Source organism: Streptomyces sp. NPDC002851 (genome assembly GCF_053591935.1).
The window spans coordinates 1-22,941 of sequence record NZ_JBSFUT010000068.1 but is presented as its reverse complement, the minus strand read 5'-3'; the positions used below and the strand labels follow the sequence as shown (position 1 = coordinate 22,941).

General features: G+C 71.5%; 20 protein-coding genes and 3 pseudogenes. 13 read left to right on the top strand and 10 right to left on the bottom strand.

All coding sequences use genetic code 11. The features are described from left to right. The first annotated feature begins 168 nt into the window (after nucleotides 1–168). Nucleotides 169–1,194: a small ribosomal subunit Rsm22 family protein gene (locus ACWD10_RS37580; RefSeq protein ID WP_451098220.1), complete on the top strand. Its 1,026-nt coding sequence runs from the start codon at nucleotides 169–171 to the stop codon at nucleotides 1,192–1,194. Between the two features lie 12 nt (nucleotides 1,195–1,206). On the opposite strand, the pseudogene ddaH reads toward ACWD10_RS37580, so the two are convergent. Continuing rightward, nucleotides 1,207–2,043, bottom strand: a pseudogene (gene ddaH, locus ACWD10_RS37575) (dimethylargininase); the annotation flags it as partial. Nucleotides 2,044–2,284: 241 nt separating this feature from the next. Here ddaH and ACWD10_RS37570 point away from each other — a divergent pair. Continuing rightward, nucleotides 2,285–2,914: a TetR/AcrR family transcriptional regulator gene (locus ACWD10_RS37570; protein ID WP_451098219.1), complete on the top strand. Its 630-nt coding sequence runs from the start codon at nucleotides 2,285–2,287 to the stop codon at nucleotides 2,912–2,914. A 9-nt stretch (nucleotides 2,915–2,923) separates the two neighbouring features. On the opposite strand, the gene ACWD10_RS37565 is transcribed toward ACWD10_RS37570, so the two are convergent. Beyond that, nucleotides 2,924–3,814: a glycerophosphodiester phosphodiesterase gene (locus ACWD10_RS37565; RefSeq protein ID WP_451098217.1), complete on the bottom strand. Its 891-nt coding sequence runs from the start codon at nucleotides 3,812–3,814 to the stop codon at nucleotides 2,924–2,926. Nucleotides 3,815–3,960: 146 nt separating this feature from the next. Between ACWD10_RS37565 and ACWD10_RS37560 the strand changes: the two genes are divergently transcribed. Next, a complete protein-coding gene (locus ACWD10_RS37560) occupies nucleotides 3,961–4,725 on the top strand; it encodes a bifunctional DNA primase/polymerase (RefSeq protein ID WP_451098215.1) in 765 nt (254 codons plus the stop codon). Between the two features lie 71 nt (nucleotides 4,726–4,796). On the opposite strand, the gene ACWD10_RS37555 is transcribed toward ACWD10_RS37560, so the two are convergent. Continuing rightward, on the bottom strand, nucleotides 4,797–5,786 hold the full coding sequence (locus ACWD10_RS37555) for a hypothetical protein (RefSeq protein ID WP_451098214.1): 990 nt from the start codon (nucleotides 5,784–5,786) through the stop codon (nucleotides 4,797–4,799). A 141-nt stretch (nucleotides 5,787–5,927) separates the two neighbouring features. Between ACWD10_RS37555 and ACWD10_RS37550 the strand changes: the two are divergent. Continuing rightward, nucleotides 5,928–6,541: pseudogene (locus ACWD10_RS37550) on the top strand (PhzF family phenazine biosynthesis protein). A 7-nt stretch (nucleotides 6,542–6,548) separates the two neighbouring features. Beyond that, nucleotides 6,549–6,782, top strand: a pseudogene (locus ACWD10_RS37545) (PhzF family phenazine biosynthesis protein); the annotation flags it as partial. Here the strand turns inward: ACWD10_RS37545 and ACWD10_RS37540 are convergent. Together ACWD10_RS37540 and map are read right to left on the bottom strand one after the other, a co-directional pair. Further along, nucleotides 6,772–7,476: a biliverdin-producing heme oxygenase gene (locus ACWD10_RS37540; protein ID WP_451098213.1), complete on the bottom strand. Its 705-nt coding sequence runs from the start codon at nucleotides 7,474–7,476 to the stop codon at nucleotides 6,772–6,774. The pseudogene ACWD10_RS37545 and the gene ACWD10_RS37540 overlap by 11 nt on opposite strands. Before the next feature lie 160 nt (nucleotides 7,477–7,636). After that, the gene (gene map, locus ACWD10_RS37535) at nucleotides 7,637–8,494 is read right to left on the bottom strand and encodes a type I methionyl aminopeptidase (protein WP_451098212.1); all 858 of its coding nucleotides are present in this window, start codon (nucleotides 8,492–8,494) and stop codon (nucleotides 7,637–7,639) included. A gap of 79 nt (nucleotides 8,495–8,573) precedes the next feature. Here map and ACWD10_RS37530 point away from each other — a divergent pair, with 79 nt between their 5' ends. Beyond that, nucleotides 8,574–8,807 carry a hypothetical protein gene (locus ACWD10_RS37530; RefSeq protein ID WP_451098211.1) on the top strand — a complete coding sequence of 78 codons (234 nt, stop codon included), beginning with the start codon at nucleotides 8,574–8,576 and terminating at the stop codon, nucleotides 8,805–8,807. 488 nt (nucleotides 8,808–9,295) lie between these two features. Here the strand turns inward: ACWD10_RS37530 and ACWD10_RS37525 are convergent, their stop codons facing one another. Continuing rightward, nucleotides 9,296–9,904 carry a hypothetical protein gene (locus ACWD10_RS37525; protein WP_451098210.1) on the bottom strand — a complete coding sequence of 203 codons (609 nt, stop codon included), beginning with the start codon at nucleotides 9,902–9,904 and terminating at the stop codon, nucleotides 9,296–9,298. Nucleotides 9,905–10,077: 173 nt separating this feature from the next. Here ACWD10_RS37525 and ACWD10_RS37520 point away from each other — a divergent pair, with 173 nt between their 5' ends. The 3 genes from ACWD10_RS37520 (at nucleotide 10,078) to ACWD10_RS37510 (ending at nucleotide 12,226) form a co-directional block, all read left to right on the top strand. Continuing rightward, nucleotides 10,078–11,160 (top strand): sialidase family protein, encoded by a 1,083-nt coding sequence (locus ACWD10_RS37520; protein WP_451098209.1) that lies wholly within the window; start codon nucleotides 10,078–10,080, stop codon nucleotides 11,158–11,160. Between the two features lie 75 nt (nucleotides 11,161–11,235). Beyond that, nucleotides 11,236–11,973, top strand: coding sequence for an NADPH-dependent F420 reductase (npdG, locus tag ACWD10_RS37515; RefSeq protein ID WP_451098208.1), 738 nt, complete (start codon nucleotides 11,236–11,238; stop codon nucleotides 11,971–11,973). 70 nt (nucleotides 11,974–12,043) lie between these two features. Beyond that, nucleotides 12,044–12,226 (top strand): hypothetical protein, encoded by a 183-nt coding sequence (locus ACWD10_RS37510; protein ID WP_451098207.1) that lies wholly within the window; start codon nucleotides 12,044–12,046, stop codon nucleotides 12,224–12,226. Here ACWD10_RS37510 and ACWD10_RS37505 read toward each other — a convergent pair. After that, nucleotides 12,216–13,013, bottom strand: a complete 798-nt coding sequence (locus ACWD10_RS37505; protein WP_451098206.1) for a site-2 protease family protein — start codon at nucleotides 13,011–13,013, stop codon at nucleotides 12,216–12,218. The genes ACWD10_RS37510 and ACWD10_RS37505 overlap by 11 nt on opposite strands. A gap of 184 nt (nucleotides 13,014–13,197) precedes the next feature. On the opposite strand from ACWD10_RS37505, the gene ACWD10_RS37500 reads away from it, so the two are divergent. Together ACWD10_RS37500 and ACWD10_RS37495 are read left to right on the top strand one after the other, a co-directional pair. After that, the gene (locus tag ACWD10_RS37500) at nucleotides 13,198–13,491 is read left to right on the top strand and encodes a DUF6578 domain-containing protein (RefSeq protein WP_451098205.1); all 294 of its coding nucleotides are present in this window, start codon (nucleotides 13,198–13,200) and stop codon (nucleotides 13,489–13,491) included. Nucleotides 13,492–13,641: 150 nt separating this feature from the next. Beyond that, nucleotides 13,642–17,058, top strand: coding sequence for an AfsR/SARP family transcriptional regulator (locus ACWD10_RS37495; protein WP_451098204.1), 3,417 nt, complete (start codon nucleotides 13,642–13,644; stop codon nucleotides 17,056–17,058). A gap of 38 nt (nucleotides 17,059–17,096) precedes the next feature. On the opposite strand, the gene ACWD10_RS37490 is transcribed toward ACWD10_RS37495, so the two are convergent. From ACWD10_RS37490 to panB, 3 genes are all read right to left on the bottom strand, one after another. Then, nucleotides 17,097–17,930 (bottom strand): ABC transporter permease, encoded by an 834-nt coding sequence (locus ACWD10_RS37490; protein ID WP_451098203.1) that lies wholly within the window; start codon nucleotides 17,928–17,930, stop codon nucleotides 17,097–17,099. Further along, nucleotides 17,927–18,958, bottom strand: a complete 1,032-nt coding sequence (locus tag ACWD10_RS37485) for an ATP-binding cassette domain-containing protein (RefSeq protein ID WP_451098202.1) — start codon at nucleotides 18,956–18,958, stop codon at nucleotides 17,927–17,929. The genes ACWD10_RS37490 and ACWD10_RS37485 overlap by 4 nt, the downstream gene beginning before the upstream one ends. 215 nt (nucleotides 18,959–19,173) lie before the next feature. Next, nucleotides 19,174–20,145 carry a 3-methyl-2-oxobutanoate hydroxymethyltransferase gene (panB, locus tag ACWD10_RS37480; RefSeq protein ID WP_451098201.1) on the bottom strand — a complete coding sequence of 324 codons (972 nt, stop codon included), beginning with the start codon at nucleotides 20,143–20,145 and terminating at the stop codon, nucleotides 19,174–19,176. 328 nt (nucleotides 20,146–20,473) lie between these two features. On the opposite strand from panB, the gene ACWD10_RS37475 reads away from it, so the two are divergent. Both ACWD10_RS37475 and ACWD10_RS37470 read left to right on the top strand, forming a co-directional pair. Further along, complete coding sequence (locus ACWD10_RS37475) at nucleotides 20,474–21,493, top strand: endonuclease/exonuclease/phosphatase family protein (RefSeq protein WP_451098200.1); 1,020 nt, start codon at nucleotides 20,474–20,476, stop codon at nucleotides 21,491–21,493. Nucleotides 21,494–21,627: 134 nt separating this feature from the next. Further along, entirely contained in the window at nucleotides 21,628–22,842 is a 1,215-nt protein-coding gene (locus ACWD10_RS37470; RefSeq protein WP_451098199.1) for an MFS transporter, read from the top strand. Nucleotides 22,843–22,941 lie beyond the last annotated feature (99 nt).

The following is a 22,941-nucleotide window of genomic DNA, read 5'->3' as shown; positions in this document are numbered from 1 at the left end:
CTTCCCGAAAGCTTGCAGCAGCTTCGGGGCTGCCGCCCCGGACCCCGCCGCAGATATCGCGCTGAACGCGCTCGTCCTCAAGCGCCGGACGGGCTACTACTCGGGAAGGGGCGGGGCTAGGAGAACACCGCGCAGCACCCCCACCGCCCCGCAGCCTAGAATTTCCGGGTGAACGCCCCCCGCCCCATCGACCCCCGCCCCGCCGAGACCCTCCGCACCGCCCTCGGAGAGCTGCTCGACGGCATTCCGCCCAAGCAGGCCGCGCAGGCCGTGGAGCGGCTGATCGCCCACTACCGCGGGCAGACCCCCACCGACGCCCCCGTCCTGCGGGACCGCTCGGACGTCGCCGCCTACGCCGCGTACCGCATGCCCGCCACCTTCGCCGCCGTCAGCGCGGCCCTCGGCGCCCTCGCGGACGCGCTGCCCGAGGAGTGGAGCCCCGGCAGCCACGTCGACGTCGGGGGCGGCACGGGGGCGGCCACCTGGGCGGTGAGCGAAACGTGGCCGGACCCGGGACAACGGGACGTGACCGTGCTCGACTGGGCGGAGCCCGCCCTCGCGCTCGGGCGTGAACTCGCCGCCGCCAACCCCCTGCTGGACGGCGCCCGCTGGCAGCGCGCCCGGATCGGCAACGGCCTCGACCTGCCCGCCGCCGACCTCATCACCATCTCGTACGTCCTCGGGGAGCTGACCGAAGCCGACCGAGGCAGCGTCGTCACGGCCGCCGCCCGCGCCGCGGACACCGTCGTCGTGATCGAGCCCGGCACCCCGGACGGCTACGCCCGCGTCATCGAGGCCAGGGACCGGCTGATCGCGGCGGGCCTCCGCGTCGCCGCGCCCTGCCCGCACAGCGCCGCCTGCCCCATCGAGCCCGGCAAGGACTGGTGCCACTTCTCCGCCCGGGTCAGCCGCTCGTCGCTGCACCGGCAGGTCAAGGGCGGCTCATTGGCGTACGAGGACGAGAAGTTCAGCTACGTCGCCGCGACCCGGCTGCCGACCGAGCCCGCCGCGAACCGGGTCGTACGCCGCCCACAGATCCGCAAGGGCCAGGTGCTGCTCGACCTGTGCACCGCGGACGAGGCGCTGCGCCGCGAGACCGTCACCAAGAGGCACGGCGCCCGCTACAAGGAGGCGAGGAACGCCGAGTGGGGGGATGCCTGGGGCGACGCCTGGCCGCCGCCCCGGCCCCACTGACGTACGGGATCGTCAGGAACGCAGCTCCTGGGTGCAGCACTTCACGCTGCCGCCGCCCTTGAGCAGCTCGCCCAGGTCGATCCCGATCGGCTCGAAACCGCGCTCCCGCAGCGGCTCGAACAGGCCCACCGCGCCCTGCGGGAGCAGCACATGCCGCCCATCGGAGACCGCGTTCAGGCCGAGCGCCGCGGCGTCCCGCTCCGTCGCGATCAGTGCGTCCGGGAACAGTCGACGCAGCACCTCCCGGCTGCCGGGCGAGAAGGCGCCGGGGTAGTACATGACGTCGTCGGCCGCGTCGTCGAGCACGGCGAGCGCGGTGTCGAGGTGGTAGTAGCGCGGGTCGATCAGATCGAGCCCGATCACCGGGCGGCCGAAGAACTCCTGCGCCTCGCCGTGCGACAGCGGGCTGGCCCGGAAGCCACGGCCCGCCAGGATCCAGGAGGCGGTGACGGCGAAGTCGCCCTCGCCCTCGTTGATATGGGCCGGTGCGTGCACCTCGGCGAAGCCGTTCCGGACGAACCAGTCGGCGTGCTCCTCGGCCTCGGCCGCGCGCTCCGCGTACGCGAACCGGGCGCCGAGCACCCGGCCGCCGATCACCGTGGCGCCGTTCGCGGCGAACACCATGTCGGGCAGATCGGGTCGCGGCCGCAGCTCCTCGACGATATGGCCGAGCGAGCGGTACCGCTCCCGCAGCTCCTCCCACTGCGCGACGGCGAGCGGGACGTCCACGGGCTTGCCGGGGTCCATCCAGGGGTTGATGGAGTACGTGACCTTGAAGTGCGCGGGTGGGCACATCAGATAGCGCCGGGGTGTGGCGATTCGGGGCAATGAAGGCTCCTCACGATCGGCCGTGTCGGCAGGGACGTGTGGAGCCCATGGTCCGTTGTGAGAGGCCCAACTGCGCCGTGGCGAACGGGTTGTTTTCTGCCAGGGCCACGCCTGTTCACTGGCGGTACGAGACGTGCCGTTGCGTGAGTACGAGACGTGCCGTTGCGCCAGTACGAAACGAACCGTCGCGTGCGTACGAGACGAACCGTGCCGTACGCGCGAGACGATACGTCTCGACTCATCCCGCTGCTACATTCGACCCATGGCCACCAAGACTGCCCCGGACTCCTCGCGCCGCAGCGAGCGCTCGCGCCGCGCGATCTACGACGCAGCCCTCACCCTCGTCGGCGAGGTGGGCTATCCGAAGACGACGATCGAGGCGATCGCGTCCCGCGCGGGCGTCGGCAAGCAGACGATCTACCGCTGGTGGTCTTCCAAGGCGGAGGTGCTCTTCGAGGCGTTCCTGGACCTCGCCGATCAGGCGGCCGAGGAGGCCGGGGCGCCCGAGGGAGCGGAGGAGTGGAACGGCCTTCCGGACACCGGTGACCTGGCCGGGGACCTGAAGTTCGTGCTCCGGGCCACCGTCGACGAGCTGCTCAGCCCCAAGTACGACGCTCCCGCCCGGGCCCTGGCCGCCGAGGGCGTGGTCAACCGGGAGCTCGGCGAACAGCTGGTGGAGAAGCTTCTCGAACCGCAGCTCCAGCTCTACGTGGAGCGCCTGAAGGCGGCGCAGGAGGCCGGGGACGTGCGCGCCGACGTCGACCCGCGGATCGCCCTGGAACTGATGGTCTCGCCGCTCGCCCAGCGCTGGCTCCAGCGCACCGGCCCGCTCTCACATCAGTACGTCGACACCCTCGTCGACTACGCCCTCCACGGCCTGGCCCCCCGCTGACCTGCCCCGTCACCCTTCACCGAGCGGCCGCACGGGCACGGCGCCCCGAGCCGGTGTCCGCGCGAGCAGCCCCGGGGCATCCGTGATGACGCCGTCGCAGCCCAGGCGCAGCACCCGGTCCCGCTGCTCCGGGGTGTTCACGGTGTGCGCCCACACGCGCGGGATGCCCGAGGCCACGGCGCGCCGCAGATCCTTGTCGCTGGCCCGGTAGTCCACGTCGAAGACGTCGACGAAGCCGCTCCACTCCTCCGGCTCGTCGGTGCGCATCTGATTGGCGGAGCGCCACAGCTGGGCGACCAGGCCCATCTCGTGCGCCTTGCGGGCGACCTCGGGCTTGTTGGAGTTCACGAAGACCGAGCGGGACAGGCCGCGTGTGTACAACTGGGTGGCCAGCCGGCTCAGGCTGTCCGGATCCTTGGCCTCGAGTACGAGGACGATCTTGCCGCCGAACTTGTCGAGGACCTCGGCCAGCGTCGGCGGCCGCTCCGGCTTCCAGTCGCCCTTCAGGTCCGGGTCGGGGGTGATCCGGACCCGCTTCCAGTCCTCGCGGGTCAGCTCGCGCACCGGGCCCGTCATGTTCGTGGTCCGGTCCAGGGTCGCGTCGTGCATCGCGACCAGGGTGCCGTCGCCCAGCATCCGCACGTCCACGTCCAGGACCTGTGCGGTGCCGCGCTGAAAGGCCGCGGTCAGCCCGGACATGCTGTTCTCGGGCACTTCTAGGGCGCCGCCGCGGTGCGCGGTGTACACGATGCGGGGGAGCGAGTTGACGGTCACCCAGCGGGAGAACGGCCACGAGGGGGTGTCCGGGGGGTTGGGGTCCATGGGCAGAGGTCCGGCAGGCGTCAGAACCGCCAGCGAGGTCAGGGCCGCGGGGAGAGCCAAGGTGATCATGGCGACCAAAGTAGGTGCATATACGGGGACTTGCATTGCAATGACACCCAAGGCATCCCATCACCCCTGGTACCCCCGGATGGGGAGTACGGCCACCCGGGGAGCAGGATGGTGGCACCATGGATCGCATCGCACGACGCTTGGTGAGGGGATTGATGGGCGCTGAGTTCGGCCGCCGCTCCGGCCGACAGAGCAGGATTTCCGAATGGCTGCGCACCCGCCGTCCGAAGGAGCCGGACGGCGGACACGACGCAGCGCGCGATCGCGAAGCCCTGCTCCTGGCTGTCGCCGCCGTGGGCCTGCCCCTCGCGCCCGCCGCCCACCCCTCCGGATACGGCTGCTCCTGCGACCGCATCGGCTGTCCGACCCCCGCCCGGCACCCCGTCTCGTTCGCCTGGCAGACCCAGTCCACGACCGACACCGCGCAGATCGAGCGGTGGGCCAGGCACCAGCCCGAGGCCAATTTCATCACGGCCACGGGCATGGTGCACGACGTGCTCGACGTCCCCCTGGAAGCAGGCCGTGACGCCCTGGACCGGCTGCTCGCCGCCGAGATCGAGGTCGGCCCGGTGGCCCAATCGGGCGACAGCGACGGGCAGGGCCGTCTGCTGTTCTTCACCGCGACCCGGGGCACCCCCGAGGACGAGGACGAGTGGTGGCCCTGCGAGCTGGACTGCCACCCCGAGACGATGGCCGAGCACCCGGGCCTCCGCTGGCACTGCCGCGGCTCCTACGTCCTGGTGCCCCCGGCCCGGCTCCCCGGCGACCTGACGGTGACCTGGGTACGCGGCCCGGAGCACGCCCTGCCGGAGCCGCTGACGCTGATCGAGGTGCTGACGGACGCCTGCGCGCGGTACGCGGGCGCGCGCGGGGACGAGGCCGGGCAGGACGAGGCGGGGGCGTGGCCGTTGCGGCGTTGAGGGTGTGCCTCAGCTGAGAAGCAAGCGTGGCTGGGCACCGCCCGTGCCGTGGCCCCCGGCCGAGACGCGTCCTACTCGCCCTTCGCCCCCGTAAGCCCCTGCACCCGGTTCAGGACCTTCACCGCCGGGGACTTCGCGTCCTTCGCCGGGACCAGGGCCGTCTGGCCCGCCGCGAACTCCAGGGTGACGGCGCTCTTCGCGTCGCCCTTCATCAGCGCCCGTACATCGTCCGAAATGCGCAGGTTCAGACCGCTCGCCGCGGTCCGCTTCTCGAAGTGGCGGGTGGAGAAGAACACCAGGGCGCCGCCGTTCTTGGTGCGCAGCCCCACCGGGGCGAAGTCGCCGGAGTTCAGCGAGTGGTCGATGTACTGCGTGACGATGCCCGGCCGGTTGGCGTTCTTCTCCCGCGCCGCGCGCCAGGCCGAGGTGTGCGTACCGGGCGCGAAGTCCTCGCCGCCCTTCTTGAGGTACGTCGCGTAGGACTCGCTCAGATCCTTGGGGCGGGCGGCGAGCGACGGGTCGTCCACCGGGACCGGCTCGGCCCAGCCGTCCTTGTCCTTCTTGAACTGCGGCACCTTGCCCGGGGCGACGAGCGCGAGATACGACGCCTCCCACTCCTGGGCCGCGCTGCCCTTGGTGAACACCATCATCCAGCGGAACGGGGCCTGCGCGGTGTCCTTGTTGCTGTCCGTATCGGCGACGAACCAGCGCGGCCAGCCCTTCTGCTTCGGGATCGTGAACTTGGCGTCGGTGAGCTTGAGCGGCGTCGGTTTGGCGGCGTTCGCCTTCTTGTTCGCCGCGCGCGCCTTCAGGCCCGCCTGGTTGATCGCGCCGAACGGTCCGGTGACCCGGTTCGCGTCCTCGTCCGGATCGGCGTTCTGCTCCGCCTTGTTGTACGCCTTGGTGAAGTCCCGCAGCGCCTCGGCGGCCTCTGACTTCGTCGCCGCCGGGACGATCTCCCGCTCCCCGTGCACCGTCACGCACCCGCTCGCGGTCGCGGTCAGCGCTGTCACCAGCGCCGCCGCGGCGCCCGGCCGACCCACCCTGCGCAGCCTGCTCATCGCTTGCCTTCTGCTCACTGTCTCAACTGACTCCACGGACGGTCGGAACCCTACCGGGGCCGCGAACGGCGCAGACGCCGGGATCGGATACCGCACCCACACCGTGACCTGCGCCGTGGAAGTTGGTGCTTCAATACCTGGGTGATCGACATAGTGCGGGTCTTTTGCGGCCCCGAGGGCGGATACGGCAACCCGCTGGCCGTCGTCCGCGACGGCGCCGAACTCCCCGGTGACGAGGCCCGGTCGGCGCTCGCACGCCAACTCGGTTACAGCGAGACCGTGTTCGTGGACGACGACGAGCGCGGCGCCATCGACATCTGGACTAGGCCCTGCCCTTCGCGGGCCACCCCTGCGTCGGCGCGGCCTGGCTGCTCGATCTGCCCGAACTCGTCACGCCCGCCGGGGTGGTGGGCGCCCGGCAGGACGGCGAGTTCAGCTGGGTCACGGCCCGCGCCGCGTGGGCGCCGCCGCGCACGCTGCGCCGGTACCCCTCGGTGGCGGCCGTGGACGCGCTCGACGTACCGCGTCCCGGCGAGTGGATCTACGCCTGGGCCCCAGGCCCTGTCGTCAGACTCCCGCCTGCCGCGCGACGCCTGGCACGCACGCTCGCAGCGTTGCCGAACCGCCCACGTGGCTCCGCCACGAGGACGCTCCGGCGCCTTGCGATCGCCGCACCAGACTCCCCCACTCTCGGCTTCGCTCGAGCGGGAGGTGCCCCCGGCGCGGCCGCCCTCCGGGCGACGACGGGAGTCTGACGACAGGGCCTGGCAGGACGAGGCCGCGGGCCGGGTGCGGGCGCGCGCGTTCCCCGGTCGCGGCGACGGTATCGACGAGGACGAGGCGACGGGCGCGGCGGCGCTGCTCCTCACGGCGGAGCTCGGCCGCGCCCTCAACATCACGCAGGGACGCGGCTCGCAGATCCTGACGGCACCGGGGCCCGACGGGACGGTGGAGATCGGCGGACGGGTCGCCTTGGAGCCACAGGCTAGGCGGTGAGCGGGAACTCCGCGCCCAGTTCGCGGAAGACCGCCGTATTGAGGGCGAAGGCCCGCTTGCACTCGTCGACGATCCGCTGCTTCTCCAGGTCGTCCACCCGCACCTGGTCGAGCAGTTCGCGGTAACTCCGCTTGAACGCCGCCGGGTTGGGGATGCCCTCGAAGACGTAGAACCGCACACCGTCGCCCTTGCGGGCGAAGCCCCAGGTCTTCTCCGCCTTGCCGCGGATGATCTGGCCGCCCGAGAGGTCGCCGAGATAGCGCGTGTAGTGGTGCGCGACATAACCGCCGGGCCAGCCGCCCGCGCACTCCTCGATCCGGGCCGCGTACGCCGCCGTGGCCGGCAGCGGTTCGAGCCCGGTGCGCCAGCCGGGCCCGCGCAGATGCGCCAGATCCCGCTCCAGCTCGGCGACGCGCATCAACTCGGCCTGGATGAACGGCCCCGCCACCGGGTCCTCGCTCAGTGCCTCGGCAGCTTGCTCGAGCGCCCGGTACACGTGCCACAGCTGCTCGGTGTAGCGCGTGTACGCCTCGATGCCGAGCCTGCCGCCGAGCAGATCGCTCATGAAGGTCGAGGTCTCGGCCTCCATGTGCTGTTCGTGCGACGCGGTACGGATAACCGTCGAGAAGGGCGCCGATGGCGCGGACGGCGTGCGCGGGGTGGGCGAGGTGAGCGGGCTGACCGGCGTGTCCACGGGGACCTCCGTGCCGAGGGGACGACTGGGTGGCGCTACCGCTGATCCTTCTGGTTAGGTAAGCCTAAGTCAATGGTTCCCGACAACCTGTCGGTAAAAACTCTAGCGCCGCCCCCGGTTCATGGCACAGCCATGTGATTCGGGCCCGCGATGCCGGGATTCAGGGGAGGGTGAGGATCTCCGAGCCGTTGTCGGTCACGACGAGGGTGTGCTCGAACTGGGCGGTCCGCTTGCGGTCCTTGGTGACCACGGTCCAGCCGTCGTCCCACATGTCGTACTCGTGCGTGCCCAGGGTCAGCATCGGCTCGATGGTGAACGTCATGCCCGGCTCCATCACGGTGGTGGCCTGCGGGCTGTCGTAGTGCGGGATGATCAGGCCGGAGTGGAACGCCGAGTTGATGCCGTGCCCGGTGAAGTCCCGCACGACGCCGTAGTTGAAGCGCTTGGCGTACGACTCGATGACCCGCCCGATGATGTTGATCTGACGGCCGGGCCGGACCGCCTTGATCGCGCGGTGGGTGGCCTCGCGGGTCCGCTCGACGAGCAGCTTCGACTCGTCGTCCACGTTGCCGCAGAGATACGTGGCGTTGTTGTCGCCGTGTACGCCGTTGATGTACGCGGTGACGTCCAGGTTCACGATGTCGCCGTCGCGCAGCACCGTGGAGTCCGGGATGCCGTGGCAGATGACCTCGTTGATGGAGGCGCAGAGCGACTTCGGGAAGCCGCGGTAGCCGAGTGTGGAGGGGTAGGCGCCGTGGTCGCACATGTACTCGTGCGCGACCGCGTCCAGCTTGTCCGTGGTGGTGCCGGGCTCGATGTACTTCGCGGCCTCCGCCATGGCCTGCGCCGCGATCCGCCCGGCGATCCGCATCAGCTCGATGGTCTCGGAGGACTGCACCTCCGGCCCGGTGTACGGCGTGGGGGCGGGCTTGCCCACGTATTCGGGACGCCGGATGTTTCCGGGCACGGAGCGGGTGGGGGAGAGCTTCCCCGGTGCGAGCAGCGACTGGCCAGACATACCAGTGAGTGTATCCAGCCGTTCCTGGGGGACGATGGCGGCGGAACCTCGGAGGGCTCGCAGAGAGAGGGGGCCGGTCATGGCCCTGTTCAAGAAGCGCACTGTCGGCAAGCCGGGTGAGTGGTACTACTGCCTGGAGCACAAGAAGGTCGAGGAGGGACCGGAGTGCCCCAACAAGGACCGCTTCGGGCCGTACGCGTCCCGGATCGAGGCCGAGCACGCGCTGCAGACCGCGCAGGAGCGGAACCTGGAGTGGGAGACGGATCCGCGGTGGCACGACTCCGCGCAGGGGCCCTCGGACAACAAGGAGTGACCCCGCGGCCGGGCCACCGCACCCGGGGGCTCGCCCCAGACCCCGCATCGCGCTGAACGCGACGCTCGTCCTCAAGCGCAGCAGGTGGGGGCGGCAAGGGCTGATACTCCCCAGCCCCGCCCCTTCCCGTAACTGGGGGCGCCGCCCCAGACCCCCCGTATCCGCCCTGAACGGGCGTCGTCCTCAAACGCCGGACGGGCTGATAGCTGCCGCCAGCCTTGATAGGCAAGCCCCCTCGGGTGGGTGGGGGAGGCGGGGGCAGGGGGGCGGAGCCCCTTGTATCCGTCCTGAACGGGTGTCGTCGTCAAACGCCGGACGGGCTGGTAGTTGCCGCACAGCCGTGGTTCGCGCGCTTGCGGTGCGGGGGTAAAACAAGCCTCTCCGGCGTTTGAGGAGCGGGGTCCGGGGGCGCTGTATCCATCAGCGGCTAACGCCGCGGGCCCCGAAGCTGCTGCAAGCTTTCGGGAAGGGGCGGGTAGGGGAAAAGCTCACCAGCTCGCCGGGGGCGGCGAAGTCAGTTGGTCCGCCAGGCGGGACAGGCGATCACGGAAGCGGCGGCGGCCACGGGGTGCCGGTGAGGGCAGACTGTTCTCCCCGGCCGCCGCGCTGACCAGGTGCTGGACCGTGTCCAGGTCAAGATCCGGCTGCTCGGGCACCGTCAGGGCCTCGTGGGCGAGGGACTGCAGGTCCCGGGATCCGGCGTCCAGGGCGAGGACCGTCGTGCCCGCGCGGCGGGCGTCGTGGACTCGTTCCAGGAGGCCCGCGCCCGGTGTGTCCGGGGCGACCACCAGGAGCGTCTCGCCGCCCTTCGCCGCCGCGATCCGGCCGAGCCCGACCGACAGGTGCGCAGGGTCACCCGGGCGGACCTGGTGGCGGACCAGGGTCGGGGTCAGCTCCGGCGTGCCCGACCACGCCGCCTCGTCGACGAGGTGTGCGGCCAGGTGCCACGGCTCGTACTCCGCCGTGCCGACCAGGAGCAGCCCCCCGCCGTGCGGCACCACCGAGGTGCGCAGCGCCCCGGCGAACCGCCGCGTCGCCCGCGGCCACTCCGTCCCCGCGAGCACCTCGCGCAGCAGCGCGACCCGTACGGCATCCATGGGCCCGCATCCTGCTACAGGGCCCATGCGGCACGCCGGGCGTTCGGGTTTCCTTTACCTCAAGTTCGGCTCGGCTTGCGAGAGTTGGTCGCTTCCGCCACACCGTACCGAGCCATACCGAGCCGTACCGAGCTATACCGAGCCGTATAGAGCCGTACAGAAGGGTGGGCACCATGGCAGGCACAGCAGACGTGTCCGTACCGTTCCGCGCCGGGCAGGAGGGATACGCCAGCTTCCGGATCCCCGCGGTGCTCGCCACCCCGGGCGGCACCGTGCTCGCCTTCTGCGAGGGGCGGGTCGGTTCGCACGAGGACTTCGGGAACATCGACATCGTGCTCAAGCGGTCCACGGACGGCGGCCGCACCTGGGGCCCGCTCCAGGTGGCCGTGCAGCACGGCACCGACCTCGCCGGGAACCCCGCACCCGTACTCCTCGACACCGGCCGCATCCTGCTCGTCCACGTGCGCAACGCCGCCCACGCCACCGAAGACCGGATCCGCCGCGGCGAGATCTCCGCCGCCGACGGGCGCCGCGTCTGGGTCACGCACAGCGACGACGACGGTGCCACCTGGTCGCCGTCGCGCGACATCACCGCGCAGGTGAAGAAGCCCGAGTGGCGCTGGTACGCCACCACGCCCGGGCACGCGCTACAGCTCAGCACCGGCCGGGTCGTCGTGCCCGCCAACCACTCGCTGCCGCCCACCGGCACCGACAACGGCACCGAGGGCCGCTACAACGGCGGCCACTGCCTGCTCAGCGACGACCGCGGCGAGACCTGGCGGCTCGGCTACCTCGATGACAACACCGACGGCTATATCAATGTGAATGAGACGACCGGGGCTGAATTGCCTGATGGACGGCTCTACTTGAATACGCGTAACGATTCGCCGTCTCCGGGTACACGGGCCGATGCCTACTCGGAGGACGGTGGCGCCAGTCTCGTCACGCCGTTCCGGCCGCAGGCCGGGCTGACCGGGCCGGTCGTCGAAGGGTGTCTGCTTCAGCTGCCCGACGGCGGGCCGCTGCTCTTCTCCGGGCCCGCCGATCCCGGCTTCCGGGCCCTCATGACGGTGCGGGCGAGCGCTGACCTCGGGGTCACCTGGAGGGTCGCGTATACGGTCGACGGGCTCCCGGCCGCGTACTCCGATCTCGTACGCCTCGACGCCGAAACCCTCGGACTCCTTTACGAGACAGGGGACTTCAGCGCGTACGAGACGGTGACGTTCCGGCGGATTCCGCTCGCAGAGCTCGGCTGACGCGGGCTCGACGGCGGACAAGTGCCGCGCTTTACCGGGCATGTGCCGCGCGATACCGGCAAGTATCGTCGCCCCATGACTTCGACTGACTCCGCCCCCGAAGCGACTGCCGCGCCCGCGAAGGCACCGGCCAAGGCACCGGCCAAGGACCCCTGGGAGCTGCCCGATGTGTCCGGGCTCACCGTCGGCGTGCTCGGCGGCACCGGCGACCAGGGCCGTGGCCTGGCCTACCGGCTCGCCCGCGCCGGGCAGAAGGTGATCATCGGCTCCCGGGCCGCCGAGCGCGCCGTCACGGCGGCCGCGGAGCTCGGCCACGGCGTCGAGGGCGCCGAGAACGCCGAGTGCGCGCGGCGCAGCGACATCGTGATCGTCGCCGTGCCGTGGGACGGGCACGCCAAGACCCTCGACGCGCTGCGCGACGAGCTCGCCGGGAAGCTCGTCGTCGACTGCGTCAACCCGCTCGGCTTCGACAAGAAGGGCGCGTACGCCCTCAAGCCCGAGGAGGGCAGCGCCGCCGAGCAGGCCGCGGCGCTGCTGCCGGAGTCCCGGGTGACGGCCGCGTTCCACCACCTGTCGGCGGTGCTGCTCCAGGACGCGTCGGTCGAGGAGATCGACACGGATGTGATGGTGCTCGGCGAGTCCCGGGCCGATACGGACGTGGTGCAGGCGCTCGCCGCCCGTATCCCCGGGATGCGCGGGATCTTCGCGGGGCGGCTGCGCAACGCCCACCAGGTCGAGTCGCTCGTCGCCAATCTGATCTCGACGAACAGGCGGTACAAGGCGCACGCGGGGCTACGGGTCACCGACGTTTAGGTACGGGGCGGGCATGGGGGACACTGGTCGGGCAGCACCCGCACCGACCGTCCCACAGGAGCCGACCCCCATGCCGCGCCTCGCTCTCTACGCCCTGATCGTCTGCGTCCTCTCCCTGACCGCCGCCGTGGTCTCGTTCGCGAACGGCAGCTGGCTCGGCATCGTCTGGGTGCTGCTCGTGGGCCTGTCGTCCAACATGGCCTGGTACTACGTGCGCAAGGCGAAGGCCGATCGCGAGGCCGTCACGGGCTGACGCACAGCGGGTTGTCGGGCTGCCAGAACCGGTAGAGGTTCAGGCCGCAGTACGACTCCACGTCCGTGATGCCGAGGCCGCCCAGGGCCGCGTACACCGCATCGAAGAACGCGGTGTTCACCCCCGGGATCCACAGGATGCCGAAGACCGCGAGCAGCCCGTACGGCGCGAAGGGCTCCACCTGGCGCCGGACGCGGTGCGAGAGCCAGGGCTCGAGGACGCCGTACCCGTCCAGTCCCGGAACCGGCAGAAAGTTCAGAACCGCGGCCGTGACCTGCAGCAACGCCAGAAACGCCAGGGCGAACCGGAACGTGGGCGGCACGCCGTCCAGGGCGTCGAGCCAGAACGGTGCGGTGCACACGACGGCGAACAGGACGTTCGTCAGCGGGCCCGCCGCCGAGATCAGGCTGTGCCGCCAGCGGCCCCGGATGCGGGCGCGCTCGATGAAGACCGCGCCGCCCGGCAGGCCGATCCCGCCCATGATCACGAAGAGCACCGGAAGCACGATGCTGAGCAGCGCGTGCGTGTACTTCAGCGGGTTCAGCGTCAGATAGCCCTTCGCGCCCACCGAGATGTCGCCGCTGTGCAGCGCGGTGCGCGCGTGCGCGTACTCGTGCAGGCAGAGCGAGACGATCCAGGCCCCGGTGACGAACAGGAAGATCGCGAAGCCGGTGCTCTCCGCGAAGCCGGTCCAGGTGGCCCACCCCGCGGCCGCGGTGACGGCCACGATCCCGAGGAAGACGGGGCTGACGCGCCGGTCACTGCGCTTGAGGGCAGAGGTGGTCATGGGGTGCGGCTCCCGGGGTGGTGCGGACGGTGCAGACGGTGCGGCCTGGCTGACCGTACCCGGCACGGTACGAACGTCCGGCGATCTGTGGTGAGTTCCGGGTGCGTCTTGTCTGCGGGCAGGATCTGGCCTGGGACGTCTTCTTCCCTCACCTTGGGCCATGGAACTTTCCTAACCTTGGGCCATGGAACTTCTCCGGGTGGAGTACGAGAGCTGGCAGCTGGAGTGCTGCGGCAAGCCCTTCGCGGTGGGCGACGAGGTGACGTGGCCGATCACACGTGATCCCGAGCGGCCGGACCGCACGCCGTGGGTGGAGAACCATGCGGATCGGGTGCCGACGGTTACGGGAACGGTGCGGGGGATCGAGCTGGTACGTGAGGATGGCGGGCGGCGGGCGGTCGGATCCTGTCCCAAGTGGTTCGACCGGGACGACCGGCGGGCCGTGGTCGAGCTCGACGTCAGCTCGTCCGGCTCTTGAATCTCGACATCAGCGCGTCCGGCGGTTGCATCAAGCCCGTCCGGCGTTTGCGGACGAGTGAGTTCAGCGCCTGGAAGCGGGGGCGTTGGGGCGCGGCCCCGTCCGGTGACCGGGCCGACGGTGCCGATCACGTGCGGGGAGAATGGGCCCGTGCGTTACGCGATCCTCGGTCCCACCCAGGCACTGCGCGCCGACGGCACCCCCGTGCCGGTCGGCGGGGCGCGGCTGCGTGCGCTGCTCACCGTGCTCGCGCTGCGGGCGGGGCGGGCGGTGCCGGTGGGGCAGTTGGTGGCCGAGGTGTGGGACGGGGAGCCGCCGGCGGATCCGGGCGGGGCGCTGCAGGCCCTCGTCGGGCGGCTTCGCCGGGCCCTTGGGCATGCGGCCGTCGACTCCGGTGAGGCGGGCTATCGGCTTGCCGCCGCTCCGGACGACGTGGACGCTCATCGCTTCGAACGGCTTGCCCGTGCGGGGTCGGCGGCTCTTGCTGACGGAGATCCGGGGAAGGCCGTGGCCCTGCTCGACGAGGGGCTCGGCCTGTGGCGCGGGCCCGTGCTCGCCGACCTGCCGTCGCCGGGGGCCGAGGCGAAGCGCTGGGAGGCTCGTCGCCTGGATGCTCGACGGACCCGTCTTGCCGCGATGCTGCGTCTCGGGCACGCGGCGGAGGTGCTGCCGGAGCTGACGGAGCTCTGTGCGGAGCACCCTCTTGATGAGCCGTTGCAGGCGTTGCGGTTGCGGGCGCTGCGGGATGCGGGGCGGGGGGCGGAGGCGCTTGCGGCGTACGACGAGACTCGACGGCTCCTCGCTGAGCGGCTGGGGGCGGATCCGGGGGCGGAACTCCGCGCTCTGCACACGGAGTTGCTTTCCCCGGCCCCGCCCCTTCCCGAAACTGAGGGCCTTGCCCCCAGCCCTCCGCTTCATCGCGCTGAACGCGCTCGTCCGCAAACGCCGGACAGGCTGGTAGCAGGCAACCTCCCCGCCCGCCTCACCTCCTTCGTCGGTCGCGAGGCAGACATCGAGACCGTACGAGCGGACCTCGCCCGCGCCCGCCTCGTCACCCTCCTCGGCCCCGGCGGTGCCGGAAAGACGCGGTTGTCGATCGAGGCGGCCGAAGGGCTGACCGTGCCCGATGGGGTGTGGCTTGCCGAGCTCGCGCCCGTTGACCCGGACGCCGACCCCGAGGCCGTACCGGAGGCCGTGCTCACCGCGCTCGGTGCGCGTGAGACCGTGCTGTACGGGGCCGGGGCCGAGGAGCTGCGGGCCGTTGACCCGGCCGCTCGGGATCCGTTGGCGCGCCTTGCCGAGCACTGTGGGCCGCGCCGGATGGTGCTCGTCCTCGACAACTGTGAGCATGTCGTCGGCTCCGCCGCCCGGGTCGTGGAGTATGTGCTCGCGCGGTGTCCGGGGCTCACCGTGCTCGCCACCAGTCGTGAACCTCTCGGTGTGGCCGGTGAGTTGGTTCGGCCCCTTGAACCGTTGCCCGAGGCCGTCGCGCTGCGGCTGCTCGCTGATCGTGGGGCCGCGGCCCGGCCGGGGTTCCGGGTCGAGGACGACCCCGGTGCCTGTGCGGAGATCTGTGCCCGGCTCGACGGGCTTCCGCTCGCCGTCGAACTCGCCGCCGCCCGGCTGCGGTCGCTGACGCCGCGGCAGATCGCCGACCGGCTCGACGACCGGTTCCGGCTGCTCACCTCCGGCAGCCGCACCGTACTGCCGCGTCAGCAGACCCTGCGTGCGGTCGTCGACTGGTCCTGGGAGCTGCTCGACGCGAGTGAACGCGCCGTGCTGCGACGCCTTTCCGGGTTTCACGGTGGGTGTGATCTGGATGCCGCCGAGGCGGTGTGCGGGGGTGCTCCGGTGGGGGTTCCGGAGGCGGGCCGGGGGGCCGCGGCGGGTGGTGCCGGGGAGGCCGCCTGTGCCGTGCATCTTGTCGTCGACCGGCGCGATGTCGCCGGGATTCTTGGGTCGCTGGTCGACAAGTCCCTGGTCGTGGCGGCCCCTGCGGGGGCCGACGGTATGCGGTACCGGCTGCTCGAGACCGTAGCGGAGTACGCGGCCGAGCGGCTCGACGAGGCCGGGGACCGGGCCGGGGCCGAGCGGGCACACCTCGTGCACTACCGGGAGCTGGCCCGGACCACCGACCCCGAGCTGCGCGGGCCCGGACAGGGCGCCGCGGTCCGGCGGATCGAGACCGAGTACGAGAATCTGCGCACCGCACTGCGCCGCGCGGTCGCCGCCCGCGACGAGCAGGAGGCCCTCTGCCTGGTGCTCTCGCTGTGCTGGTACTGGCACATGCGGGACGCAAGGAGCGAGAGCCAGCACTGGGCCGAGGCCGCAGCGGCACTGGGTCCCGACCCGTTCGCTCCGCCGGTCGATCCGGCGCCCCCGCTGACCGAGCGGTGCACGGACCGACCGCCGCCGATGCCGCCCGAGCAACTAGGGGAGGCGCGGCGCGGGGTGCACCTGCTGAAGCTCGCGGGCATGGAGCACACCCACGACGCCTGGACCGCGCCTGAGAACATGCGGCGGCTGCACGGAGTCGTCGCCGCCTACCGGCCGGGCCTGCCGCAGACCTGCCGGATGCCGGGGTCGTTGTGGTTCTTCGCGGTGCTTTTCACCGGCAGCCCCGACGACCTGCGGGAACTGCTCGACCGCTCCGTCGAGGCCTGCCGGGAGTTCGGTGCCGACTTCCGCTGGGACCTGGCCTCCGCGCTCCAGATGCGGGCAAACGTCCTGGCCAACCGCGGCGACTGGGCGGGCGACGCGGACCGGGACGCCGAGGAGGCGCTCGCCCTGTTCACCGAGCTCGGTGATGTCTGGGGCAGTGCCGAGGCGCTCTCCGCGCGAGGTGAGGCGCACGAGCGGCGCGGCGAATTCGCGCGCGCCGGGGACGACTTCCGCGCGGCCATCGAGCTGACCGGGCGGCTCGGCGCGGACACCCAGACCGGGGTGCTCAAGGCCCGGTACGCCGGGACACTCCTGGAGACCGGGCAGCACGAAGAGGGTGAGCGGCTGCTCCGCGAGGTCGTGGACCAGCAGGGCAACCGCAGCCGGGAGGCGCTGCCCGCGGCCCGGATCTACCTGTCGATGTGGCTCGGGCGCACCGGCCGAGGCGATGAGGCCCGGGAGCAACTGGCCGCGGTGCACGAGGAGTTCCGCACCGGGCCCGCGGTGCTCTTCGACGGGTTCGTACGCGGGATTCTCGCCTGGCTGGACAACCTGGACGGCCGGTACGCCGAGGCCCTGGAGCATGTGCGGGTCGCGTTCGCGCGGGCCCGCGACTCGCTCTCGCTGATGATCGCGCCGCAGATGCCGATGGTCCATATGGTCATCGCGGCCTGGGCGTTGGCGGGCCCGGACGACGTAACGGACGAGCGGGCCCGGGACGCCGCCCGGCTGCTCGGAGCCGCCGCCGCGCTGCACACCGAGGGCCACGTGGAGGTCGCACAGGAAAGGAAGAACCGGGAGACTGCCGAGGCGGTGGTACGGGCGCGGCTCGGCGCGGCCGCGTACACGCGCGCGTACGAAGAGGGCGGCCGCCTCTCCTTGGACGAGGCGGCCGCCTTGCTCTGACCCCGGGCCGCACTCCGACAGGACTGAGAACGCCAGGCTCAGCTCTTCTTCGTGAACTTGCGGATCGCCAGCGGCGCCATGACGGCTGTGAGCACCGCCGACCAGGCCAGGGTCACCCACAGGCCGTGGGCCACCGGGCCGCCCGTCATCAGGCCGCGTGCGGCGTCCGCGAGCGCGGAGAGCGGGTTGTAGTCGGTGAACGCCCGCAGCCAGCCCGGCATCGTCGTGGTCGGCGCGAAGATCGACGAGCCGAACTGCAGCGGCATCAGGACGAGGAAGCCCATCGCCTGGATGGCCTGGGCGTTCTTCATGGTCACGCCGAGCGTGAGGAAGATCCACATGATGCCCATGCCGAACAGGGCGGTCAGGCCCACAGTGGCGAACAGGCCGGGCCAGCTCTCGATGTGGAAGCCCACGAGGACGGAGACGGTCAGCATGATCGTCATCGCGACGAGCAGCCGGGCCAGCTCCACCACGACCTTGGCGACGAGCACCGAGGACCGGCCAATGGGCAGCGCCCGGAAGCGGTCCATGATGCCGTTCTGGAAGTCCTGGTTGAAGCCGGTACCGACGCCCATGGCGATGTTCATGCCCATCATCGCGAACATGCCGGGCACCACGTACTGCACGTACTCGTCCTGGCCGCCGCCGAGGGCCTGGCCGATGGAGCCGCCGAAGACGTACACGAAGAGCAGCGTGAAGACGATCGGCATCAGGACCGCGTCGAACATCGACTCCGGGTCCTGCCGGATCCACAGCAGATTGCGGCGGACCAGGGCGCCGGTGTGGCGCAGGTTGGCGCGCAGGCCTATGCGGCCGTCGTCCTCGCCGACCTTGGCGGGGGCCGAGGGGGGCAGAGTGGTGGTGGTCATGCGGCGACCTCCTCGAGTTCACGCGGCGCGGGGTCCTGCGGGGCACTGGCCTTCTGGCCGGTGATGGACAGGAACACCTCGTCCAGGCTGGGCAGTTCGGTGGTGATGCCGGCCAGTGCCATGCCGCGGGCGGCGAGCGTCCCGACGACGGCGGTCAGCTGCTCGTCGCTGAGTACGGGCACGAGTACGGCCTGGGCCTCAGCGTCGACGGTGGCCGTGGCGAGGCCGGTCAGGCCGGATGCGTCGAGGGCCGCGGCGAGCGGGCGCAGGTCGAGCGGGTCGGCCGGGCGGATCCGCAGGGTGCGGCCGCCGACCTTGGCCTTGAGCTCCTCGATGCCGCCGCTGGCGATGACCCGGCCGCGGTCCACCACGGTCAGCTCGCTCGCCAACTGCTCGGCCTCCTCCATGTACTGGGTGGTGAGCAGCACGGTCACGCCGTCCTCGCGGACCATGCGGCGGACCTCGTCCCACACCTCGTTCCGGGTGCGCGGGTCCAGGCCGGTGGTCGGCTCGTCGAGGTAGAGGACCGCGGGCTGCCCGATCATGGACGCCGCGAGGTCCAGGCGGCGGCGCATTCCGCCGGAGTACGTCCCGGCCGGGCGCTTGGCGGCCTCGGTGAGCGAGAACCGCTCGAGCAGCTCGTCGGCGCGCCTGCGGGCGTCCTTGCGGGACAGGTCGAGCAGCCGCCCGATCATGTAGAGGTTCTCGAAGCCCGGGAGCTTCTCGTCGACCGAGGCGTACTGGCCGGTCAGGCCGATGGTGCGGCGCAGCGCGCGCGGCTGGCGCACGATGTCGTAGCCCGCGACGGTGGCGCGCCCGGCGTCCGGGACGATCAGGGTGGACAGGCAGCGTACGAGGGTGGTCTTACCGGCGCCGTTGGGGCCGAGCACGCCGAGGACGGTGCCCTCGCGGACGTCGAGGTCCACGCCGTCCAGCGCTTTCGTCTCGCCGTAGTGCTTGACGAGGCCGCGCACCTCGACGGCGTTGCCGCCGGGGCTCTTGCCGTGGTTCTTGTCGGATCGCGTCATGCGGTCCAATGTGCAGGGCCCCACCGACAGGCTGCCTATAGCGGACCGACAGGCTGCCGACGGGGCCTCCGGCGGTGTTTCCCCAGCCCCGCCCCTTCCCGTAAGCCTGACGGCACTTCGGGGGCTCCGCCCCCGGACCCCCGCTCCTCAAACGCCGGAGGGGCTACTAATAAGGGGCGGGGAGGGGATCAAAACCCACCGGCCGCGGACTCCCGCTAGTGGAAGGCGTGCTCCTCGAGCGGGAACGTCCCGCCCGCCACGTCCTCCGCGAACGCGCGGGCCGCGTCGCCCATGACCGTACGCAGTTGCGCGTACTGCTTCACGAAGCGCGGCACCTTCGTGCCGGTGAGGCCCATCATGTCGGTCCACACCAGGACTTGGGCGTCGCACCCGGCACCGGCGCCGATGCCGATGGTCGGGATGTGCAGGGACCTGGTGACCTCGGCGGCGAGCTCGGCCGGGACCAGCTCGAGGACGACCGCGAAGGCGCCCGCGTCCTGCGCGGCCTTGGCGTCCCGGAGCAGGCGGTGGGCGTCCTCGTCGCCGCGGCCCTGCACCCGGTAGCCCATGGTGTTCACGGACTGCGGGGTCAGGCCCAGGTGGGACATGACCGGGATCCCGGCGGAGACCAGGAGCTCGGTCTGGGGCAGCGACCGCTCGCCGCCCTCCAGCTTCACGGCGCCGACGCCCGCCTCCTTGACCAGACGGGTGGCCGAGCGCAGCGCCTGCACCGGGCCCTCCTGGTACGAGCCGAACGGCAGGTCGCCGACGACGAGCGCCCGCTGGGTGCCGCGTACCACCGCGGCGCTGAGCATGGCGACCTCGTCGAGCGTGACGGGCACGGTGGTCTCGTACCCGAGGTGGCAGTTGCCCATCGAGTCCCCGACCAGGAGGACGGGGATCCCGGCCTCGTCGAAGACCGAGGCGGTCATCGCGTCGTAGGCGGTGAGCATGGGCCAGTGCTCGCCGCGCTCCTTGGCGGCGGCGATGTCCCGGACGGTGACCCGCCGGGTGCTCTTCCCCGGCACTCCGCCGTACAGCGCCTTGCTGCTGCTGGTGGCGGCGGTGGGGGTGGGGGGAGCGGTGGTGTCGCTGGGAGTGCTGGTGCTGGTGCTTGTCGCGGCGCTGGTGCTGCTGTCGTCCGCCTGCGTCCGGGCAGGCGTCTGGGCAGCCTGAAGCTGCGTCATGGCAACGGCTCCTTCGGTCATCTCGAGGCGCCCTGACGGCGTCCCCGGATCACGCTCATGGTGGCACCTGGGGCCGACGGATGGCTAGTGAGGGCCTAGAAGTGCGGGGCCTTAAGTGTGCGCGTTCTGTCACAGCGGTCCCCTTCGTCCCTCCGGGCGGAACTCTGCGCGGGGGGCGGTCGTCCTCGTGCAAAAGACGGCAAGTCGAAACACGTACAGGTCGAGTGCGCGATGCGGGGGCGGGTCCCGCCATCACCTAGGGTCGTGGGGCGGAACGGTGCGCACGCAGGCAGACACAGCACGCACGGCCAGGCAGCGAGGCAACGGTATGGCGCAGGCATATATGACGGAGCAGAACAACGGCGGCCGGGGGCAGGGCCCCGACCCCCGGCTCCGGGGCCTGGCCGGGCGGCTGCGCCGGGACCGCGGGGTCTGGCGCCGCGGGATCGTGCTCGCCGTGCTCTGCGTGCTGCTCGCCCTGGTGATGCTGCTGCACGCCCGCATCCCCAACGCCGTCGGCAACCTCGGCAGCCTCACCGAGACCTTCCTGCCCTGGCTCGGCCTGTTCGTGCCGGTGTTCCTGCTCCTGGCCCTGGTACGCAGGTCGGCCACCGCCCTGATCGCCGTGGTGCTGCCCGCCCTGGTCTGGGTGAACCTCTTCGGCGGCCTGGTCTGGGACAAGTCCGGCAGTGGCGGTGACCTCACCGTCGTCACGCACAACGTCAACGCCGACAACCCGAACCCCGAGGACACCGCCCTCCGGATCGCCGCGTCCGGCGCGGACCTCGTCGCGCTCGAAGAGCTCTCGCAGGAGGCCGTCTCCACGTACGAGAAGGCCCTGGCGGGCACGTACAAATACCACGCCGTCAAGGGCACCGTCGGCCTGTGGAGCAAGTACCCGATGACCGACACCCGGGCCGTCGACATCAAGCTGGGCTGGGACCGCGCGCTGCGCTCCACCGTCGAGACGCCCAAGGGCCAGGTCGCGGTGTACGCCGCCCACCTGCCGTCGGTCCGGGTCAAGCTGGAGGCCGGGTTCACGGCCGGGCAGCGGGACAACAGCGCGGAGGCGCTCGGCCTCGCCATCCGGAACGAGCCGATCAAGCACGTCGTGCTCCTCGGCGACCTCAACGGCACCATGAACGACCGCGCGCTGTCCCCGGTCACCTCGCAGGTGCGCTCCACCCAGGGCGCGGCGGGCGACGGCTTCGGGTTCAGCTGGCCCGCGGCGTTCCCGATGGCGCGGATCGACCAGATCATGGTGCGCGGCCTGGAGCCGGAGGCGTCCTGGTCGCTGCCGCGGACGGACAGCGATCATCTGCCGATCGCGGCGTCGGTCAAGTTCTGAGCCCTGTTGATTCTGAGCCCTGTTGAGGGCGAAGCCAGGCTTCTGACACCTGGTCTTTACGTAGCGGAATAGAGCGCCTGCGAGACTTTGTTCCGTACGAGAACTTACCTCCGTCCTGTTTTAAGGGTCCCCTCATGCCTGTGGCGCTCCTCGCGCTCGCCGTGTCCGCCTTCGGCATCGGCACCACCGAGTTCGTGATGATGGGCTTGCTGCCCAACGTCGCGGACGACCTTGGCACCTCCGTCCCCACCGCCGGATACCTCGTCTCGGCCTACGCCATCGGCGTCGTCGTCGGCGCCCCGCTGCTCACCGCGCTGGGCTCCCGTATCCCGCGCAAGAAGATGCTCGTGCTGCTCATGGCCGTGTTCACGGTCGGCAATCTGGCCTCCGCGCTCGCCCCGAACTTCGGCCTGCTCGCTGCCGGACGAGTGCTCGCGGGGCTGCCGCACGGCGCGTTCTTCGGCGTCGGCGCGGTGGTCGCGGCCCGGCTCGTCGCCGAGGGGCGGCAGGCGCGCGCCGTCGCCACGATGTTCCTCGGTCTGACGGTCGCCAATGTCGTCGGCGTTCCGGCCGCGACGCTGCTCGGCCAGCACCTCGGCTGGCGCGCCACGTTCCTGGTCGTCGCCGCGATCGGCCTCGTCTCGATGGCGGCGCTCGCACGCCTTGTGCCGTACGTTCCGGTCGAGGCGGGGCAGAGCCTGGGCCGGGAGCTGCGCGCGCTCGGCAACCGGCAGGTGGTGCTCGGCCTGCTCACCGCGGTCTTCGGCTTCGCGGGCGTCTTCGCCGTGTACTCGTACCTGGCCTCGATGACGACCAAGGTGATGGGCCTCGCGGAGTCCTCCGTGACCCTGGTTCTCGCGCTCTTCGGCATCGGCATGACGTTGGGCGCGCTCGTCGCCGGGCCGCTGACCGACCGGGCGCTGCGGCCCACGCTGTACGGGTCGCTCGCGGCGCTCGCGCTGGTGCTCGTGGCCTTCGACTACACGGTGCACGTGACGTGGGCGGCGACGGTGACGGTGGTTGTGTTGGGGGCGGTCGGATTCCTGACGACCACGCCGCTCCAGATGCTCGTGATGCGCAAGGCCGCGCACGCTCCGACGCTGGCGTCCGCCTCGAACCACTCGGCGTTCAATCTCGCGAATGCGGGTGGGGCGTGGGCGGGTGGCGCGGCCATCGCGGCGGGGTGGGGGTGGATGTCTCCGACGCTGGTGGGGGCGGGTCTTGCTGTGGTGGGTCTGGCCATCGCCGCTGTGGCCGGGCTGCTCGACCGGGGTGCGGCGCCGGACGCGTCCCGCGTGGTCGCGGGGAGCCGGGCCGTGGCGGAGCCGTCGACGGAGCGGGTGGGCTGAGGCCGGGGGTTTTCTTCCCCAAGCCCGCCCCTTCCCGTAAGCAGGGGTCGACGACGTTGCCGCCCTGCACAAGGTGACGCTCGGTCATCCGGACGCAGC

Bases quoted from the DNA above. Each gene is read 5' to 3' on its own strand.
- ACWD10_RS37475 (WP_451098200.1), top strand. From the start codon at position 20,474: ATGGCGCAGGCATATATGACGGAGCAGAACAACGGCGGCCGGGGGCAG.
- ACWD10_RS37525 (WP_451098210.1), bottom strand. From the start codon at position 9,904: ATGGATGCCGTACGGGTCGCGCTGCTGCGCGAGGTGCTCGCGGGGACG.
- ACWD10_RS37555 (WP_451098214.1), bottom strand. From the start codon at position 5,786: ATGAGCAGGCTGCGCAGGGTGGGTCGGCCGGGCGCCGCGGCGGCGCTG.
- ACWD10_RS37570 (WP_451098219.1), top strand. From the start codon at position 2,285: ATGGCCACCAAGACTGCCCCGGACTCCTCGCGCCGCAGCGAGCGCTCG.
- map (WP_451098212.1), bottom strand. From the start codon at position 8,494: ATGTCTGGCCAGTCGCTGCTCGCACCGGGGAAGCTCTCCCCCACCCGC.
- ACWD10_RS37505 (WP_451098206.1), bottom strand. From the start codon at position 13,013: ATGACCACCTCTGCCCTCAAGCGCAGTGACCGGCGCGTCAGCCCCGTC.
- ACWD10_RS37485 (WP_451098202.1), bottom strand. From the start codon at position 18,958: ATGACGCGATCCGACAAGAACCACGGCAAGAGCCCCGGCGGCAACGCC.
- ACWD10_RS37560 (WP_451098215.1), top strand. From the start codon at position 3,961: ATGGGCGCTGAGTTCGGCCGCCGCTCCGGCCGACAGAGCAGGATTTCC.
- panB (WP_451098201.1), bottom strand. From the start codon at position 20,145: ATGACGCAGCTTCAGGCTGCCCAGACGCCTGCCCGGACGCAGGCGGAC.
- ACWD10_RS37500 (WP_451098205.1), top strand. From the start codon at position 13,198: ATGGAACTTCTCCGGGTGGAGTACGAGAGCTGGCAGCTGGAGTGCTGC.
- ACWD10_RS37490 (WP_451098203.1), bottom strand. From the start codon at position 17,930: ATGACCACCACCACTCTGCCCCCCTCGGCCCCCGCCAAGGTCGGCGAG.
- ACWD10_RS37530 (WP_451098211.1), top strand. From the start codon at position 8,574: ATGGCCCTGTTCAAGAAGCGCACTGTCGGCAAGCCGGGTGAGTGGTAC.
- npdG (WP_451098208.1), top strand. From the start codon at position 11,236: ATGACTTCGACTGACTCCGCCCCCGAAGCGACTGCCGCGCCCGCGAAG.
- ACWD10_RS37470 (WP_451098199.1), top strand. From the start codon at position 21,628: ATGCCTGTGGCGCTCCTCGCGCTCGCCGTGTCCGCCTTCGGCATCGGC.
- ACWD10_RS37510 (WP_451098207.1), top strand. From the start codon at position 12,044: ATGCCGCGCCTCGCTCTCTACGCCCTGATCGTCTGCGTCCTCTCCCTG.
- ACWD10_RS37520 (WP_451098209.1), top strand. From the start codon at position 10,078: ATGGCAGGCACAGCAGACGTGTCCGTACCGTTCCGCGCCGGGCAGGAG.